The following is a 14,211-nucleotide window of genomic DNA, read 5'->3' on the forward strand; positions in this document are numbered from 1 at the left end:
CAGCTTTAACAGCTGAAATAACAGATAAAGTCGAATCACTAGGTGAAGAGATTAAAGGAGCTGTCCGTCAAGCGTTAAAGAAAATAGATTCTACGGCCCAAACAATCCAAACGGGTTCTATCGTCAATTATGGTCCGAAAAGCAGCTTTATAGGCCAACTAGCCCTTTCATTTAGTTAAATGAATAGAAACAAATAACCGCATTTATATTAAGGGTCATTTAGAATAAAGGTTACCGAGGAAAACTTGACGCATACCTCCCTCGAATCCAATTTGAAACTTCCCGTCCGGACAGGTATACTAATTTGGAAACGAATCAGTTGAGAGAGAGTGAAAAAATTGAAAAAAGAAACAACGACTGCACAATCTATGCTGGAAACGTGGTCCAGCTATTTCCCGGGAGTTGCGATGGCCTTGGTCATTGCTTCCGTCGCGCAATTCATCGAATCGATTCTTCCGATTCACTTCATCGGCGGTTCGGTCATTGCGATGTTTATGGGAATCCTTATCAATCATTACTGGAGCCTGGCTGCGGTGTATCGTCCCGGAATCCAATTTACTTCCAAAAAAATCTTGAAATTCGCCATCATTTTGTTGGGGGCGTCGTTGAATGTCGCCACCATTTTGAACGTCGGCCGGATGTCGTTGAACGTCATGTTCTTCACGTTGCTGACCGCGTTTGGCGGAGGGTACCTCGTCGGGAAGGTGTTGAAACTGGATTGGAAATTGTCCAGCATGATTTCCGCCGGGACCGGCATCTGCGGAGGATCGGCGATTGCGTCCATGGCTCCGGTCATCGAAGCGGAGGACCACGACGTCGCGTACGCCATTTCCTCCACCTTCTTGTTTGACATGGTCATGATTTTGTTGTTCCCGATTATGGGACGCGCTTTGGGGTTGAGCGATGTGGCTTACGGATTATGGACCGGTACCGCGGTCAATGACACATCCAGTGTCGTAGCAGCAGGGTATGCTTTCTCAGAAGCAGCCGGCGATTTCGCCACCATGGTGAAACTGACCCGCACACTGACCATCATCCCGACCGTCCTGGCGTTTTCATTTATCAGCCAGCGCATCAAACAAAAGAAACTGCGTGCCAGCGGACAGGCGACGGAAGCGTCCGCCAAAGTCAACTTCACCAGTTTGTTCCCATGGTTCATCGTCTTTTTCGTGTTGATGGCGGTGCTGAACAGCACAGGTTTGTTCTCCGCAGCATTTTCCGGCACACTCAAAAGCATCAGCCGCTTCTTGATGGTTGCTGCACTCGCTGCCATCGGACTCAAAACCGACCTCACCAAAATGAAACAATCCGGCTTCAACCCGATGCTGCACGGATTCATCATTTCTGTATTGGTCGTCATCGTGTCCCTTGCAGTGCAATACATGATGGGAATTGTCTAAGTTCGAAGAGCTGTCCAAGTTTGGATAGCTCTTTTTTTCTTGTATCTAAAAGGGTTGTGGTATAATAAAGAAAACGGTTGCAAAGGAGGTGTGGCGCAATGAAAAAACTGCTCGTACCGGTGGATGGCTCCACTGCTTCATTGAATGCCCTGCGCAAAGCAATCGAAATCGCCCAAGAACAAAACTATATGATTAAAATTGTGTCGGTCGTCGAAGCAAAAGATGTCTCCCGTCATCGACGGTTGGAACGGCTGTGGATCAACGAAGACCGTCTGGACCGTGACAATGAACCGGGAGAACGGTTGAAACGCGGAACCATGGAGTTGCTCGATGCGATTGAAGAACGGATCAACTTCCACGGGGTTCACCATGAGAGGGAAATTGTCTCAGGCGAAGCCCATGAAGAAATTCTACGGATTGCCGAAGACGAAAACATTGACATGATTGTCATCGGGAACCGGGGATTTTCCAAAGTCAGACGCTTTTTCTTAGGATCGGTGGCGCAGCGGGTCATTTCTGAAGCCCGTTGTCCGGTGCTGGTCATTCATACGGAAGCGGATATTTAACCCACTTTGCCATCAGGCTCCCTGCATCGACGGAGAGCCTTTTTCTGTACGCTTTCTTAGAAATATGTGAAAATAAGACACAACTTGCATTCATTTGAAAAAATGGTGGATTACAACATCGAAGAAGGTATCGGGTTATACCGAATCAGCTCCGATTTGATTCCATTCGGATCCAGCCCGGTCAATGGGTTGCGCTGGTGGGAGCTGTTCCGGGAAGACTTTGAACGCATCGGCCAAAAAATCAACCAAAGCGGGATGCGGGTGTCGTTTCACCCGGGCCAGTATACCGTATTGAATTCGCCGAGCGAAGACGTGGTGGAGCGTGCCATCGAAGATTTGCGCTACCATAACTTGATGCTGGAAATGCCTCGGAGTGGGGTACGAGCACAAAATGGTGCTGCACGTCGGCGGGATCTACGGCGACAAAGAAGCCGCCAGCCAATGGTTTGTCGAAAACTTCAAGCGTCTGGACGAGCCGATTCAGCGCCGGTTGATCATCGAAAACGACGACCGCCTGTACACCGTGGAAGAGGTCCTTGAAATGGCGCACCAAACCGGCAGCCCGGTGGTATACGACAACCTGCATCATGCCGCCAACCCGACGGACGACCCGCACGACGACGTGTACTGGATCCGCGAAACAAGAAAGACATGGAAAGAAGGGGACGGACGCCAGAAGGTCCACTATTCCCAGCAGGCCGACGACAAACGGGTAGGCGCCCATACGGACACCATCTACTTGGACCCGTTTCCTGGAGTACTTCGACAAATTGGAAGGCAAAGACATCGACATCATGTTGGAAGTGAAAGACAAAAATTTGTCTACCATCAAATGCATCAACGCCACTCAGCCCCAACGCGGAATCCAAGCGTTGGAAAAAGAGTGGGCGCGGTACAAGTACGTGGTCTTGGAACATTCCCACACTTTGTACAACGATATCCGGCAATTATTGAAAGACAAAAAGGCATATCCTGTGAAAGAATTTTATGCGTCCATCCAACGGGCATTGGAACAAGACGTGGAAAAAGGACAGGCCGTCAACGCTGCCCAGCATGTGTGGGGGTATTTCAAAGACATCGCGGATGACAAAGAAGTCCGTGCCTTTCAACGGAATCTCCAAAAGTTTCAAGACGGCAACCTGAAACACGCAACCTTCAAACGCCAGATGCAAAGACTGGCGGAAAAATACGAGATTCCTTATCTGAAGCAGTCGTTGTACTTTGAATTATAAAAAGACTATACTTTTTGCAAAAAAGTATGTACGGAATAAGTTTTATATTAGCATAAAGGGATTAAAGGTTGTTAAAATGGTTGCAAAACGGGAAAAGAGCAAAAAAATCACCTTTACTTGAAACGGCTTTCATAGTAAAATGAATGCACAGTCAATCAATGCAGAACCTCCGTTGACGCGGAGGGAAACATTTAATGAGAGCGCTTACCAATACTATAAATGGAGTGATAAGAATGGCAGAAAAAACAATTATGTTAGTGTGTGCAGCAGGGATGAGTACAAGTTTGTTGGTCAGCAAAATGCAGAAAGCCGCAGCTGAAAAAGGATTGGATGCAGACATCTTCGCGGTTTCCGCCAACGAAGCAGACAGCAACTTGGAAAACAAAAATGTCGACATCCTGTTGCTCGGCCCACAAGTCCGCTTCATGAAATCACAATTCGAGAAAAAGGTAGCGGATAAAGGCATTGTCGTTGATGTCATCAACATGCAGGATTACGGCATGATGAACGGCGAAAAAGTGTTGGATACAGCACTGCAACACATTTAAATTCTAACTTTCATACAGGGGGATTCACACGTGACAAATGAAGAGATGAAGGAAGAAACATTACAGACCATCATGGGCTTGATCATGAATGGCGGCGACGCGAAAAGCAATGCTATGGAAGCCATCTATGCCGCAAAAGAAGGCAATTTTGAAAACGCTGACGCGAAGCTAAAAGAAGCCGACGAAGCGTTGACACGCGCCCATAACTCCCAAACGAGCATGCTGACAAAAGAGGCATCCGGGGAACATGTGGAGATGAGCTTGCTGATGGTGCACGCCCAAGACCACATCATGAACGCCATCACATTCCGCGACCTGGCGGGAGAAGTGGTCGATATCCATAAAAAAATCGCAAACTAGAAAAAAGCACCCGGAACATTCCGGGTGCTTTTTTCATGAAAGTTGTAAACCCTATGTAAAAAGTTATAATGAAGAAGAACAGAAAGCGATTTCAGGGGGGCATCTTTAACTGGAGAACCCGCCGTCTGTCCCAATACCCACACGAGAGTGAGCTGAAAACGATGTTGAAAACAGGCATTTTTGTTCTCGCAATAGGATTTGTCCTCTTGATTTTTGGTCTGGCCGGTACGTCCGACGAACGCATTTGGATGTTGCTGTTTTCGGGCATCCTGATCGGACTAGGCTTTTATTTATACAACCGCGGGGAAAAAAGCGGCACCGACTAACAGAAGAGACAAAAAAACTCGCTGCTGCGAGTTTTTTATTTTGCAAAAGGAGGGCGGTTGTACCATTTTTCGACCTTCACAAACGATACATTGCGGATCAACTCAAATTCAACGGCTGTGATATCATCGGCCGCATGCACATGCACCCATTTGCCGTCCACACCACTCACCACGCCGACAATGTCTTCCGCGTATTCGCCGTCTTCGATGAAATCCAATTGAACCGCAACCGGCTGCCTGGTTTCAAACGCTTTTTGCAAATAAGTAGAAACGGTCTGCGCCGACTGTTTTTCTTTTGGAAGACGGGGTTGTTGATTCTGCTGGTTCAACGCATGAATCATTTCCGCATGTTCCGATAAGATAAAACCTTCCCATTTCGCCATTTTCCGATCTTTGTATCCCGCTTTGGCCGGAATAATCCATTCGATGTCTTCTTCCGGGTAATCAGGAGACGATTCCCTCGCCGTCATTTCCCTCACCTCCTCCCGCTGTCTTTGTTTTTATTATACGAACAAACGTTCCCTTTTTAAAGGGATAACGTGGGGTATTTTATTTTTTATAGAAAGTGAGGTAAAATAAGGGGAAAGGACATAAGATATTCAAATAGCAAAAACGCCTTTGCCATCGATTGGCAAAGACGTATGTGAGCGACCCTGGAGGGATTTGAACCCCCGACCTAACGTTTAGGAAACGTTTGCTCTATCCACCTGAGCTACAGGGCCCTGTCCGAAACATCCATTATTGTCGCACGTTTCTGGCGGTTTGTCCAGAAAAAACAGAAAAGGAGTTGCTTATGCAAGCTTTTAAAGAACCGACCAACATGGAAGAAATTGATCACTTTTTAGAAGAACAACCGCTGGCTTTTCTATACATTTACCGCGATAACTGTTCTGTGTGCCATGCACTGATGCCGCAAGTGAAACGGGTGTTGGAAGACTACCCGGAAATTCAAGTCCGCCAAGTCAACGCCGACACCATCCCGGAAATCGCGGGCCGCTTCAGCATTTTCACGGTGCCGGTGCTGCTGTTGTTTGTGGACGGAAAAGAAGTCTTGCGCAAAGCCCGTTTTGTGCAGATGGCGGAGTTGGAAAACCAATTAGGCAAAATCACCGAAGCATATTCCGTATAACACGAGCCTGCTCCCTGTGAGTAGGCTTTTTGTGTTGAATTGCCTGCGCCGTTTTTCTAATTGCGCAAAGTGGCGTATAATGAAGGAGCAAGCAAATCGAAGGAGGAAGAGAAGATGAAAGTAACTTCAGAATGGACTGGCGGAATGGGCTTCACCGCAACCAACGTGAACGGCCAACAGATGCAGATGGATGCCACCGAAAAAGCAGGCGGGCAAGGGAAAGGGGTCTCCCCGATGGAAGCCGTTCTCGGCGCACTTTCCGGTTGCATGGGCATCGACATGATGATGGTTCTCCGCCGCTACCAAGAAAACATCCAAAGCCTCACGTTTGAAATGGAAGGCGAGCGCAACGACGGACCGCCAAACTATTTCACATCCATCGATATGGTGTGCCGAGTGGAAGGGGATGTGCCGGCCGATCGCGTATGGCGCGCCATTCATTTGAGTGACGAAAAATACTGCTCTGTCCGCCACTCTCTGAAAGCCGACGTGACTTACCGCCTCATTTTGAACGGGGAAGAAGTGCCTGAAAACAAATAAGCGAAGGGACGGATAGGTATGGCGATCATCACGGCAACGATTCAGTCAAGAACTTTGCAACGCAAAACCACATTTGCGGCCATCATTCCAACAAAGACAAAATCTTTTTATGATCCGCAAAAGGGTTCAAACGAAGAAGAGGGCCCGCTGAAGACGTTGTACCTGTTGCACGGCTGGGACGGAGATCACCAGGACTGGCTTCACAATACCCGGATTGTCGAACTGGCGGATAAGTACCGGTTTGCGGTCATCATGCCGAACGGGGAAAATGGCTTTTTCGTCGACAACCCCGGCGCAAGTCGGTACGGCGCCTTCCTCACGGATGAACTGGTGGAAGAGACCCGGCGCCTGTTCCCGTTGTCGCACAAACGTGAGGACACGTGGATCGGCGGCTTGTCGATGGGCGGATACGGAGCCCTGCGCAACGGCTTGAAAAATGGAGAGAGGTTTGGGAAAATTGCCGCCTTCTCCAGCGCCATTCTCAAACGGATGGACGAAACCTTCAGTGATTCCGGACCGGAAGAGCAGTTGAAAGCCATTGTCCGCGGTGACTCTTATAGGGACATGCCGCTGGACATGGACGTCCATTGGCTGGCCGAACAGGCGGTGGCATCCACTCCTCGGCCGGACATCTATCTCACCTGCGGGACGGACGATTTTTTGAACGAAGACAACCGCACGTTTCATGAATGGTTGAATCGATTGAACTATCCTCATGCATACCGCGAATCCTCCGGCGCCCACGACTGGGACTACTGGAACAACGAATTGGAACCAGCCCTCAAATGGCTCACCGGAGTGGAATAACTTGTTGAAGACTGCCTCAAAAAAAGAGGCGGTCTTTTTTGGCGTAAACTCAGATGGATTCTTCAAACGAGTTGCGGTCATTCTGCTTTATGAGGCCAACTCAAAAGAAATGTCGAACTGAGTTGATGCCAATCGACGCGATGGCGCCAACTCAAAAGTATTTTTCAAACGAGTTAGTGCCAAACTGGATAATGGCATAAACTCAAGCTGAAAGTTCCTCCGAGTTGGCCTCATTTCTTTTAGAAAGAAATTGTCCAGTCGCGCCGCGGTGCTTTCCTTGCAATTTCCTTCTAGTATTGACAAAATGGAAGAGAAAGAAAACGGTTCAATAAGGAAGGGGAAATGAGATGAAGTGGTGGCAAGATGCAGTGATTTATCAAATTTATCCAAGAAGTTTTCAAGATTCCAACGGGGACGGCATCGGAGACATTCCCGGTATCATCAGCCGATTGGATTATCTAGAAGAATTAGGCATCGATGCGATTTGGTTGAGTCCGGTCTACGAGTCGCCCAATGACGACAATGGGTATGATATCAGCGATTACCGGGCCATCCACCCGGAATTCGGCACGATGGCGGATATGGATCAGTTGATTGAAGAGGCGAAACAGCGCGGCATCCGAATCATCATGGACTTGGTCGTGAACCACACTTCCGACGAGCACCAATGGTTTGTGGAAGCGAAAAAAGGGCGGGACAATCCGTACCGCGACTACTACATTTGGCGTGACCCGGCAGAAGATGGCGGCCCGCCGAACGATTTGAAGTCCACGTTCAGCGGTTCGGCGTGGGAATTCGACGAAGCGAGCGGGCAGTATTATTTGCACCTCTTCAGTAAAAAGCAGCCCGACCTCAATTGGGAGAATCCGAAGATGCGCCAAGAAGTGTACGACATGATGAATTTTTGGCTTGAAAAAGGCATTGGCGGCTTCCGGATGGACGTCATCGACCTCATCGGAAAGGTGCCGGACGAAGGCATCACCGCCAACGGACCGAAACTCCACGAGTACTTGCAGGAGATGAATCGGGAAACATTTGGGAACTACGACGTCTTGACCGTCGGGGAAACACACGGCGCCACTCCGGAAATCGCCAAACTGTATTCCGACCCTGAGCGCAACGAACTCTCGATGGTCTTCCAATTTGAACACATGACCTTGGACGAACAGCCTGGCAAATCCAAATGGGATTTGAAACCGCTGGACCTGCCGGAACTGAAACAGGTGCTGGCCAAATGGCAGACCGAACTTGACGGCAAAGGGTGGAACAGCTTGTTTTGGAACAACCACGACACGCCGCGCATTGTATCCAGGTGGGGCGATGATCAGGAGTACCTTGTGGAGAGCGCCCAAATGTTCGCGATTCTTCTGCACTTGATGAAAGGCACGCCGTACATTTACCAAGGCGAAGAAATCGGGATGACGAACCGCCCGGTAACCGACCTTTCCCAAATCAATGACATTGAAAGCCGGAATATGTACGACGAACGGCTGGCGCAGGGCTGGTCCAAAAAAGACATCCTGCTCTCCATCAATGCAAAAGGCCGCGACAATGCGCGCACCCCGATGCAGTGGGACACGACGGAACAAGCCGGTTTCACAACAGGCGAACCGTGGCTGGCGGTAAACGAGAATTTCGACCGCATCAATGTGGAAAAATCACTGGAAGACTCGGGTTCGATTTTCTATACGTACCAAGAACTGATTCGACTGCGCAAAGAACATCCGTTGGTCGTTTGGGGTGACTTCCGCTTGTTGGCGCCGGACCATCCGACAGTTTTTGCGTACGAGCGCAGTTATAAAGGGGAAACATGGATTGTCGTGGCGAACGTGAGCGGAAGGGACATCCACGTCAAACTCAGCAAACACTCGGAAAAAGTGGTGCCCATGATCAACAATTACATGAAGAGCACGTATAATCTGCACAGTTTGGAATTGCGTCCCTATGAAGCGTTTGTCGCCAAACGGAGGTGAGAGATTGAGGAAACGAGTGGAAATTTGTTGTGGGAGTGTGGAAGATGCGGTGACGGCGGAACAGGCGGGCGCGGACCGCATCGAGTTTAACCAAGCCTTGTATCTGGGCGGTTTGACGCCGTCCATCGGTTCGCTCAAACTGGTGTTGGAGACCGTCCGGATCCCCGTGGTGCCGATGGTCCGTCCGCGTGCCGGCGGGTTCAGTTACACGGAGACGGAATTCCACGTGATAATGCGGGACGTGGAAGAAATGTGTGCTCTGCCGATTGCCGGCGTGGCGTTCGGCTGTCTCGACAGCGAAAAAAGGGTGGACGTCAAAAAGAACCGGCTCATAGTGGAAAAGTTGCACCGCCACGGAAAAGAAGCGGTGTTCCACCGCGCGTTTGATGTGACGCCGGATCCGTTTGAAGCCATGGAGACCTTGATTGAATTGGGCGTCGACCGGGTACTCACAAGCGGCCAGCAGCCGACTGCACCGGTGGGAACCGAGTTGTTAAAGCAGCTCCAACAACGCTTCGGCCATCAGATTGAAATTTTGGCAGGAGGCGGCGTCAACGCGTCCAATGTGCAACCGTTGATGCAGGAAACCGGTATCGCTCAGGTCCACAGCTCGTGTCGCGGATGGCAGACGGACCCCGCCACCATCGGAAATGTGTCGTTTGGGTACGCCGAACCGCCGCACGAAAGCGACTACGAAGTGGTGGACAGCCAAACTGCGGCTGCGTTTGTACGCGCAGCGAAAAATGGGTAAACAAAAAAAGACCGGGAATGCCTCCCGGTCATAAACAAAATTGGTCCTATCCTTGCACGGCTTTTTCTGCTTCGGTCATCAACGATTCCGGTTTGTCGTGCCATTCCAAAAATTCCATACGGTGGCCGATTTCCAGATGGAAGGCTTTGTCCAGGCCGACGTGCAAAATGTGTTTCCCGAATTCAAACCACAAACTCTCGAAATGACTCAACGTTTCTGGTTTCTCAATTTCTTTGCAGCCCAGTATTTCTGTGAAAAAACGGCGGGTTTCCGCTTCTTCTCCCAGCGGCGCCGTAATCTACATGTGATCTAAGCCATTAAATGAAAAAGACATGGTACCTCTCCTTTGTGTAACGATTTCACTAACTAGTGTATCACAAATTGTTTTAGAGAAAATCCAGTATTTGTTGAAACCAGATAAATATTAAGGAGAAAATTCACATACTCTTCTCTAAATTTTATTAAATACCATAAGAATTGATGAATGGTTCTTGAATAATTTTTTGAAAATAGTATGATAATAGAGGTGGTGAAAAAAGCTCTTTCATTTTTCACGCAGTTGCTTGTGAAAAAAGAGGCAATTACCTCAGGCACGAATAAACTATATAAAAAAAGGAGTATTCTCATGGCAGGAACCTCTGATACACACAAAGAAACAATCGTAGTTGGTGCTGGACCGGCGGGTTACGTTGCAGCGATTCGAGCATCCCAGTTAGGTCAAAAAGTCACAATCGTTGAAAACACATACATCGGTGGAACATGTTTGAACATCGGATGCATTCCGACAAAAGCACTGATCACTGTAGGACACCGTTACCACGATGCACAAACTTCACAAACTTTCGGTGTGTCCTCCGGAAAAGTGTCTATCGACATGGAAGCCACACAAAAGTGGAAGAATGAACAAGTCATCAAAAAATTGACCGGCGGCGTCGGCATGCTGTTGAAGAAAAACAAAGTGGAAATCATCGAAGGAACCGCGTCTTTCAAAGACGACAAAACGATGGTCATTGAAACGAAAAAAGGAACGACAGAAGAGTACACCTTTGACAATGTCATTTTGGCAACAGGGACTTCTGCCCGCACATTGGAAGAAATGCCGTTTGGCGGACGCATTTTGTCAACGACAGACGTGTTGAACGTCACGGAGTTGCCGGAATCCGTTGTGATCGTCGGCGGTGGCGGATACGTCGGTTCTCAATTAGCCGGAGTATTGACCAACTTTGGCGCGAAAGTCACCATTTTGGAAAAAGAAGACCGTCTCGCACACTTCTTTGACAAAGACATGTCTGACCTGCTTCAAAAGAGCTACACTAAAAAAGGCATCGACATCATCACAGGCGCCAACATCAAAGGTGCGGAACAATCCGATAACGACATCACCATCACGTACGAAAAAGACGGAAAAGAACAAACCGTTACTTCTTCCGTTGCCGTCGTGACAGTGGGCCGTGTACCGAACTTGAGCAAAGTGAAGTTGGAAAACACCGGAGTGAAAGTGAACGATGAAGGAAAAGTGGAAGTCGACAATCGCATGCAGACAAATGTGGACGGCATCTACGCAATCGGCGACATCGTTCCAGGAACCATGCTTGCAGACGAAGCGATGGCTCACGGGAAAGTGGTCGCAGAAGCCATTTCCGGAAAAGAACCGGAAGCGCTCGGTGTGATCCCAATGGCGATTTACACAGAACCAGAAATGGCCACTGTGGGTATGAGCGCAGATGAAGCGAAAAAAGCAGGCAAACGCTACAAAGCCAGCAAATTCCCGTTGGCTGCAAACGGACGCGCTTTGTCCTTGAACGAGACAGACGGATTTGTCCGGTTGATCACCGATGAAGAACAAGACGGTAAAGTGGTCGGTGCACAACTTGCCGGTCCAAGTGCAGCGGACTTGAGCGGCATGGTCGCTTTGTCCATCGAAACCGGTCAAATCGCTGAAGACTTGGCATTGACCATCCAAGGCCACCCATCGATCGGGGAAGCCATCATGGATGCAGCGGAATTGGCACTGGGTATGCCAATCCACATCTAATTCAACCAAAGGAAAGAGCCGCCTCTGAATGAGGACGGCTCTTTTTTTGAGCTTTGAGCGAAACTCAGAGTGAAATGTTGACTGAGTTAAGGACAAAAGCCTGAATGGCGGTAACTCAGAAGAAAAATGCAGTTGAGTTGCGGTCAAAAGAGAGAATGACCCCAACTCAAGAAAAAAGTCCCTGTTAGTTGCGCCCAAACTCCAAAATGAGCTCAACTCAAAGAAAAAACTCCACCGAGTTTCCATCATTACAATAAACAGAGAGAAGAGGCCGTGCGCCTCTTCTTTCTTATTGGGAGACGAATAGCTTTGAGCGAAACTCAAAATGAAATTTCAATTGAGTTAGGGTCAAAAACTTAAATGGCGTAAACTCGAAAAGGAAACTCATGTGAGTTGCGGTCAAAAGAGGGAATGACCCCAACTCAAGAAAAAATTCCCTGTTAGTTGCGCCCAAACTCTAAAATGACCCCAACTCAACGAAAAAACTCCTCCGAGTTTCCATCATTGCGACAAAAAAGAAGGAGCGATGGCGACTGGAAGGAAATTTTTTGCCGAGTCGACATTCAAATGCGATTCAATGTCAACTCAGAAACCATCCTTCCTTTGAGTCGCCACCCAATCCCCATTCAATGCCGACTCGAAAATTTCTTCCGCCCGAGTCGACATCAAAGCGACCACCTCCCCACAAAAACAAAAAGAAGCGCTTGGCCTCATCGAGCCAAGCGCCTCCTTAAGGTAAGAAGAAAGAAAAAAGTGGGCGGGAGCCCACTTTTTAACGATCGAATTACGCCCAGTCTCCGTTGCGGAACACTGGCACACGGGAGCCGTCTTCACGGATTCCGTCGATATCCATTTCTTTCGAACCAATCATGAAGTCCACGTGAACAGTGGAGCGGTTCAAACCGGCTGCTTTCAACTCTTCTTCAGACATGTCCACGCCGCCTTCCAAGCTGAATGCGTACGCAGAGCCCAATGCCAAGTGGTTGGACGCATTTTCGTCGAACAACGTGTTGTAGAAGGTCAAACCGGATTGAGAAATTGGGGATGGGTCCGGAACCAACGCGACTTCCCCCAAACGAGCAGCACCTTCATCGGTTTCAACCAATTTCTTGATCACGTCTTCGCCTTCTTCAGCAGTGACGTCAACGACTTTGCCGTCTTTAAAGGTGAACTTCATGCCGGTGATGGTCACACCTGCGTAACTCAATGGTTTGGTGCTGACGACGGTTCCGTCCACACGGTTTGCGTCCGGAGCGGTGAAGACTTCCTCTGTCGGCATGTTCGCCATGAAGCGTTCGCCGCGTACGTTGTCACTGCCGGCACCTTCCCAGCGGTGGCCTTTTGGCAAACCGACTGTCAAGTCTGTTCCTGGAGCCGTGTAGTGAAGCGCCACGAATTGTTCTTTGTTCAATTCGTCAGCTTTTGTTTCCAATGTGACGTCTTTTTGTGCCCATGTGTCAACCGGGTCTTCGTCATACAAATGAACCGCTTTGAAAATCGCGTCCCACAGAGCGTCCACTTGTTCTTCGGAAGTTTCCAAGTCAGGGAAGACTTTGGCAGCCCAAGCCGCGCCGGCCGCTGCCGCAACAGTCCAGCTCACTTTGTTGGATTGAGTGGCTTTGCGCTGTTCGTGGAATGCTTTCCCGAAGGCAGACTGGTAAGCCGCCACTTTGTCGCTGTCCACGCCTTTCAACGCATCTGGATCGGAAGAACGCACGCTCAAACGGCTGGCGCCTTTTTTGATGTGATCCAACGATTCGTCGATTTTGTATTGCGGAATATCCGTCAACACCTCTTCTGGAGTGTGCAAGAATTTCTCGCGGTTGATGATGTCGTCCGCCCATTTCACGATGACTTCTTTTGCACCCAATTTGTACGCTTCTTCCGTGATCAAACGAGCCAAAGGAGCTTGGTCGACATCAATGGATAACACCACCGTATGTCCGTCTTGCACGTTGATGCCGCTTTTCACCAAAAGCTGGGCATATTTACGTAAGTTTTCTTCAAAGTTTGGTAAAACCATGTTGCATTTCCCCCTTAATGACAGTACCTGCCTTAAATTTGTTTCATACAAGTCATGATAGCACAACCCTAAGTTTGCCACAATATCGTCATATTTTTTGAAAAAAGAACAAGAAAACCCTTTCTTAAGAAAGAAAAAAATGTATCCGATGATATTAACTGTTATGAAGAAGAAAGTGGTTATAACTGTCAGTCAAGTCCATAATCCTGTGTAAAATACTATACAATGTTTTACCGGTCTCTCATTGATCAAACTTAATATATTTTCTTGTAGAACTGAGCCATTCGTCATGAAGGTCCATAAGGACAGCTCCAATTAATCGATTGGCAGACGTTCGGTTGGGAAAAATCCGAATAATCTTTTCTCTTCTGCGAACTTCCTGGTTCAGTCGTTCAAGAAGGTTGGTGCTTTTTAGCCGATTGTGACCATTTCCGATAACCGTGTATTGAAAGGCATCTTCGAAGCCATTATCCAATGTTTCGCAAGCTTTTGTATATTTAGACTGGTCGATATATTCACCG

17 protein-coding genes, 1 tRNA gene and 1 pseudogene are annotated in these 14,211 nt (G+C 48.5%); 14 read left to right on the plus strand and 5 right to left on the minus strand.

Annotated elements, in window-relative coordinates:
- Positions 1-329 precede the first annotated feature (329 nt).
- From G470_RS0109115 to G470_RS14460, 8 genes and pseudogenes are all read left to right on the plus strand, one after another.
- The gene (locus G470_RS0109115; protein ID WP_240470668.1) at positions 330-1,400 is read left to right on the plus strand and encodes a YeiH family protein; all 1,071 of its coding nucleotides are present in this window, start codon (positions 330-332) and stop codon (positions 1,398-1,400) included.
- Positions 1,401-1,498: 98 nt separating this feature from the next.
- Positions 1,499-1,966, plus strand: a complete 468-nt coding sequence (locus G470_RS0109120; protein WP_035445465.1) for a universal stress protein — start codon at positions 1,499-1,501, stop codon at positions 1,964-1,966.
- A gap of 66 nt (positions 1,967-2,032) precedes the next feature.
- Positions 2,033-2,506: a hypothetical protein gene (locus G470_RS13910; protein ID WP_420806589.1), complete on the plus strand. Its 474-nt coding sequence runs from the start codon at positions 2,033-2,035 to the stop codon at positions 2,504-2,506.
- A pseudogene (locus tag G470_RS15130) lies at positions 2,409-2,648 on the plus strand (UV DNA damage repair endonuclease UvsE); the annotation flags it as partial. The gene G470_RS13910 and the pseudogene G470_RS15130, both read left to right, overlap by 98 nt.
- An 88-nt stretch (positions 2,649-2,736) precedes the next feature.
- On the plus strand, positions 2,737-3,198 hold the full coding sequence (locus G470_RS13915) for a YbgA family protein (protein ID WP_051258532.1): 462 nt from the start codon (positions 2,737-2,739) through the stop codon (positions 3,196-3,198).
- A 233-nt stretch (positions 3,199-3,431) separates the two neighbouring features.
- Positions 3,432-3,746, plus strand: coding sequence for a PTS sugar transporter subunit IIB (locus tag G470_RS0109135; RefSeq protein WP_028274564.1), 315 nt, complete (start codon positions 3,432-3,434; stop codon positions 3,744-3,746).
- A gap of 45 nt (positions 3,747-3,791) precedes the next feature.
- A complete protein-coding gene (locus G470_RS0109140) occupies positions 3,792-4,106 on the plus strand; it encodes a PTS sugar transporter subunit IIA (RefSeq protein WP_028274565.1) in 315 nt (104 codons plus the stop codon).
- 68 nt (positions 4,107-4,174) lie between these two features.
- Complete coding sequence (locus G470_RS14460; RefSeq protein ID WP_156908039.1) at positions 4,175-4,432, plus strand: hypothetical protein; 258 nt, start codon at positions 4,175-4,177, stop codon at positions 4,430-4,432.
- Positions 4,433-4,467: 35 nt separating this feature from the next.
- On the opposite strand, the gene G470_RS0109150 is transcribed toward G470_RS14460, so the two are convergent.
- Entirely contained in the window at positions 4,468-4,902 is a 435-nt protein-coding gene (locus G470_RS0109150) for a hypothetical protein (RefSeq protein WP_028274566.1), read from the minus strand.
- 178 nt (positions 4,903-5,080) lie between these two features.
- A tRNA-Arg gene (locus G470_RS0109155) sits at positions 5,081-5,154 on the minus strand.
- Between the two features lie 71 nt (positions 5,155-5,225).
- Between G470_RS0109155 and G470_RS0109160 the strand changes: the two genes are divergently transcribed.
- From G470_RS0109160 to G470_RS0109185, 5 genes are all read left to right on the plus strand, one after another.
- On the plus strand, positions 5,226-5,561 hold the full coding sequence (locus tag G470_RS0109160) for a thioredoxin family protein (RefSeq protein ID WP_028274567.1): 336 nt from the start codon (positions 5,226-5,228) through the stop codon (positions 5,559-5,561).
- Positions 5,562-5,675: 114 nt separating this feature from the next.
- Entirely contained in the window at positions 5,676-6,101 is a 426-nt protein-coding gene (locus G470_RS0109165) for an OsmC family protein (protein WP_028274568.1), read from the plus strand.
- Between the two features lie 18 nt (positions 6,102-6,119).
- Positions 6,120-6,908 (plus strand): alpha/beta hydrolase, encoded by a 789-nt coding sequence (locus G470_RS0109170; RefSeq protein WP_028274569.1) that lies wholly within the window; start codon positions 6,120-6,122, stop codon positions 6,906-6,908.
- A gap of 347 nt (positions 6,909-7,255) precedes the next feature.
- Positions 7,256-8,881 carry a glycoside hydrolase family 13 protein gene (locus G470_RS0109180; protein ID WP_028274570.1) on the plus strand — a complete coding sequence of 542 codons (1,626 nt, stop codon included), beginning with the start codon at positions 7,256-7,258 and terminating at the stop codon, positions 8,879-8,881.
- Positions 8,882-8,885: 4 nt separating this feature from the next.
- Positions 8,886-9,632: a copper homeostasis protein CutC gene (locus tag G470_RS0109185; RefSeq protein ID WP_028274571.1), complete on the plus strand. Its 747-nt coding sequence runs from the start codon at positions 8,886-8,888 to the stop codon at positions 9,630-9,632.
- 46 nt (positions 9,633-9,678) lie between these two features.
- Here G470_RS0109185 and G470_RS14465 read toward each other — a convergent pair whose 3' ends face one another.
- Positions 9,679-9,843: a hypothetical protein gene (locus G470_RS14465; protein ID WP_156908041.1), complete on the minus strand. Its 165-nt coding sequence runs from the start codon at positions 9,841-9,843 to the stop codon at positions 9,679-9,681.
- Between the two features lie 414 nt (positions 9,844-10,257).
- On the opposite strand from G470_RS14465, the gene lpdA reads away from it, so the two are divergent.
- Positions 10,258-11,667: a dihydrolipoyl dehydrogenase gene (gene lpdA / locus G470_RS0109195; protein WP_035445468.1), complete on the plus strand. Its 1,410-nt coding sequence runs from the start codon at positions 10,258-10,260 to the stop codon at positions 11,665-11,667.
- A gap of 784 nt (positions 11,668-12,451) precedes the next feature.
- On the opposite strand, the gene G470_RS0109205 is transcribed toward lpdA, so the two are convergent.
- Together G470_RS0109205 and G470_RS0109210 are read right to left on the minus strand one after the other, a co-directional pair.
- Complete coding sequence (locus G470_RS0109205) at positions 12,452-13,690, minus strand: aminopeptidase (protein ID WP_035445469.1); 1,239 nt, start codon at positions 13,688-13,690, stop codon at positions 12,452-12,454.
- A gap of 241 nt (positions 13,691-13,931) precedes the next feature.
- A partial coding sequence (locus G470_RS0109210; protein ID WP_205617916.1) for a transposase occupies positions 13,932-14,211 on the minus strand: 280 nt, incomplete at its 5' end.

Source organism: Atopococcus tabaci DSM 17538, assembly GCF_000429585.1.
Classification (GTDB): domain Bacteria; phylum Bacillota; class Bacilli; order Lactobacillales; family Carnobacteriaceae_A; genus Atopococcus; species Atopococcus tabaci.

Excerpts from the sequence above, each read along its gene's own strand:
- G470_RS0109165 (WP_028274568.1), top strand. The coding sequence starts at position 5,676 with ATGAAAGTAACTTCAGAATGGACTGGCGGAATGGGCTTCACCGCAACC.
- G470_RS0109135 (WP_028274564.1), top strand. The coding sequence starts at position 3,432 with ATGGCAGAAAAAACAATTATGTTAGTGTGTGCAGCAGGGATGAGTACA.
- G470_RS0109160 (WP_028274567.1), top strand. The coding sequence starts at position 5,226 with ATGCAAGCTTTTAAAGAACCGACCAACATGGAAGAAATTGATCACTTT.
- G470_RS0109180 (WP_028274570.1), top strand. The coding sequence starts at position 7,256 with ATGAAGTGGTGGCAAGATGCAGTGATTTATCAAATTTATCCAAGAAGT.
- G470_RS0109205 (WP_035445469.1), bottom strand. The coding sequence starts at position 13,690 with ATGGTTTTACCAAACTTTGAAGAAAACTTACGTAAATATGCCCAGCTT.
- G470_RS0109170 (WP_028274569.1), top strand. The coding sequence starts at position 6,120 with ATGGCGATCATCACGGCAACGATTCAGTCAAGAACTTTGCAACGCAAA.
- G470_RS0109140 (WP_028274565.1), top strand. The coding sequence starts at position 3,792 with ATGAAGGAAGAAACATTACAGACCATCATGGGCTTGATCATGAATGGC.
- lpdA (WP_035445468.1), top strand. The coding sequence starts at position 10,258 with ATGGCAGGAACCTCTGATACACACAAAGAAACAATCGTAGTTGGTGCT.
- G470_RS14460 (WP_156908039.1), top strand. The coding sequence starts at position 4,175 with ATGAAGAAGAACAGAAAGCGATTTCAGGGGGGCATCTTTAACTGGAGA.
- G470_RS0109120 (WP_035445465.1), top strand. The coding sequence starts at position 1,499 with ATGAAAAAACTGCTCGTACCGGTGGATGGCTCCACTGCTTCATTGAAT.
- G470_RS0109150 (WP_028274566.1), bottom strand. The coding sequence starts at position 4,902 with ATGACGGCGAGGGAATCGTCTCCTGATTACCCGGAAGAAGACATCGAA.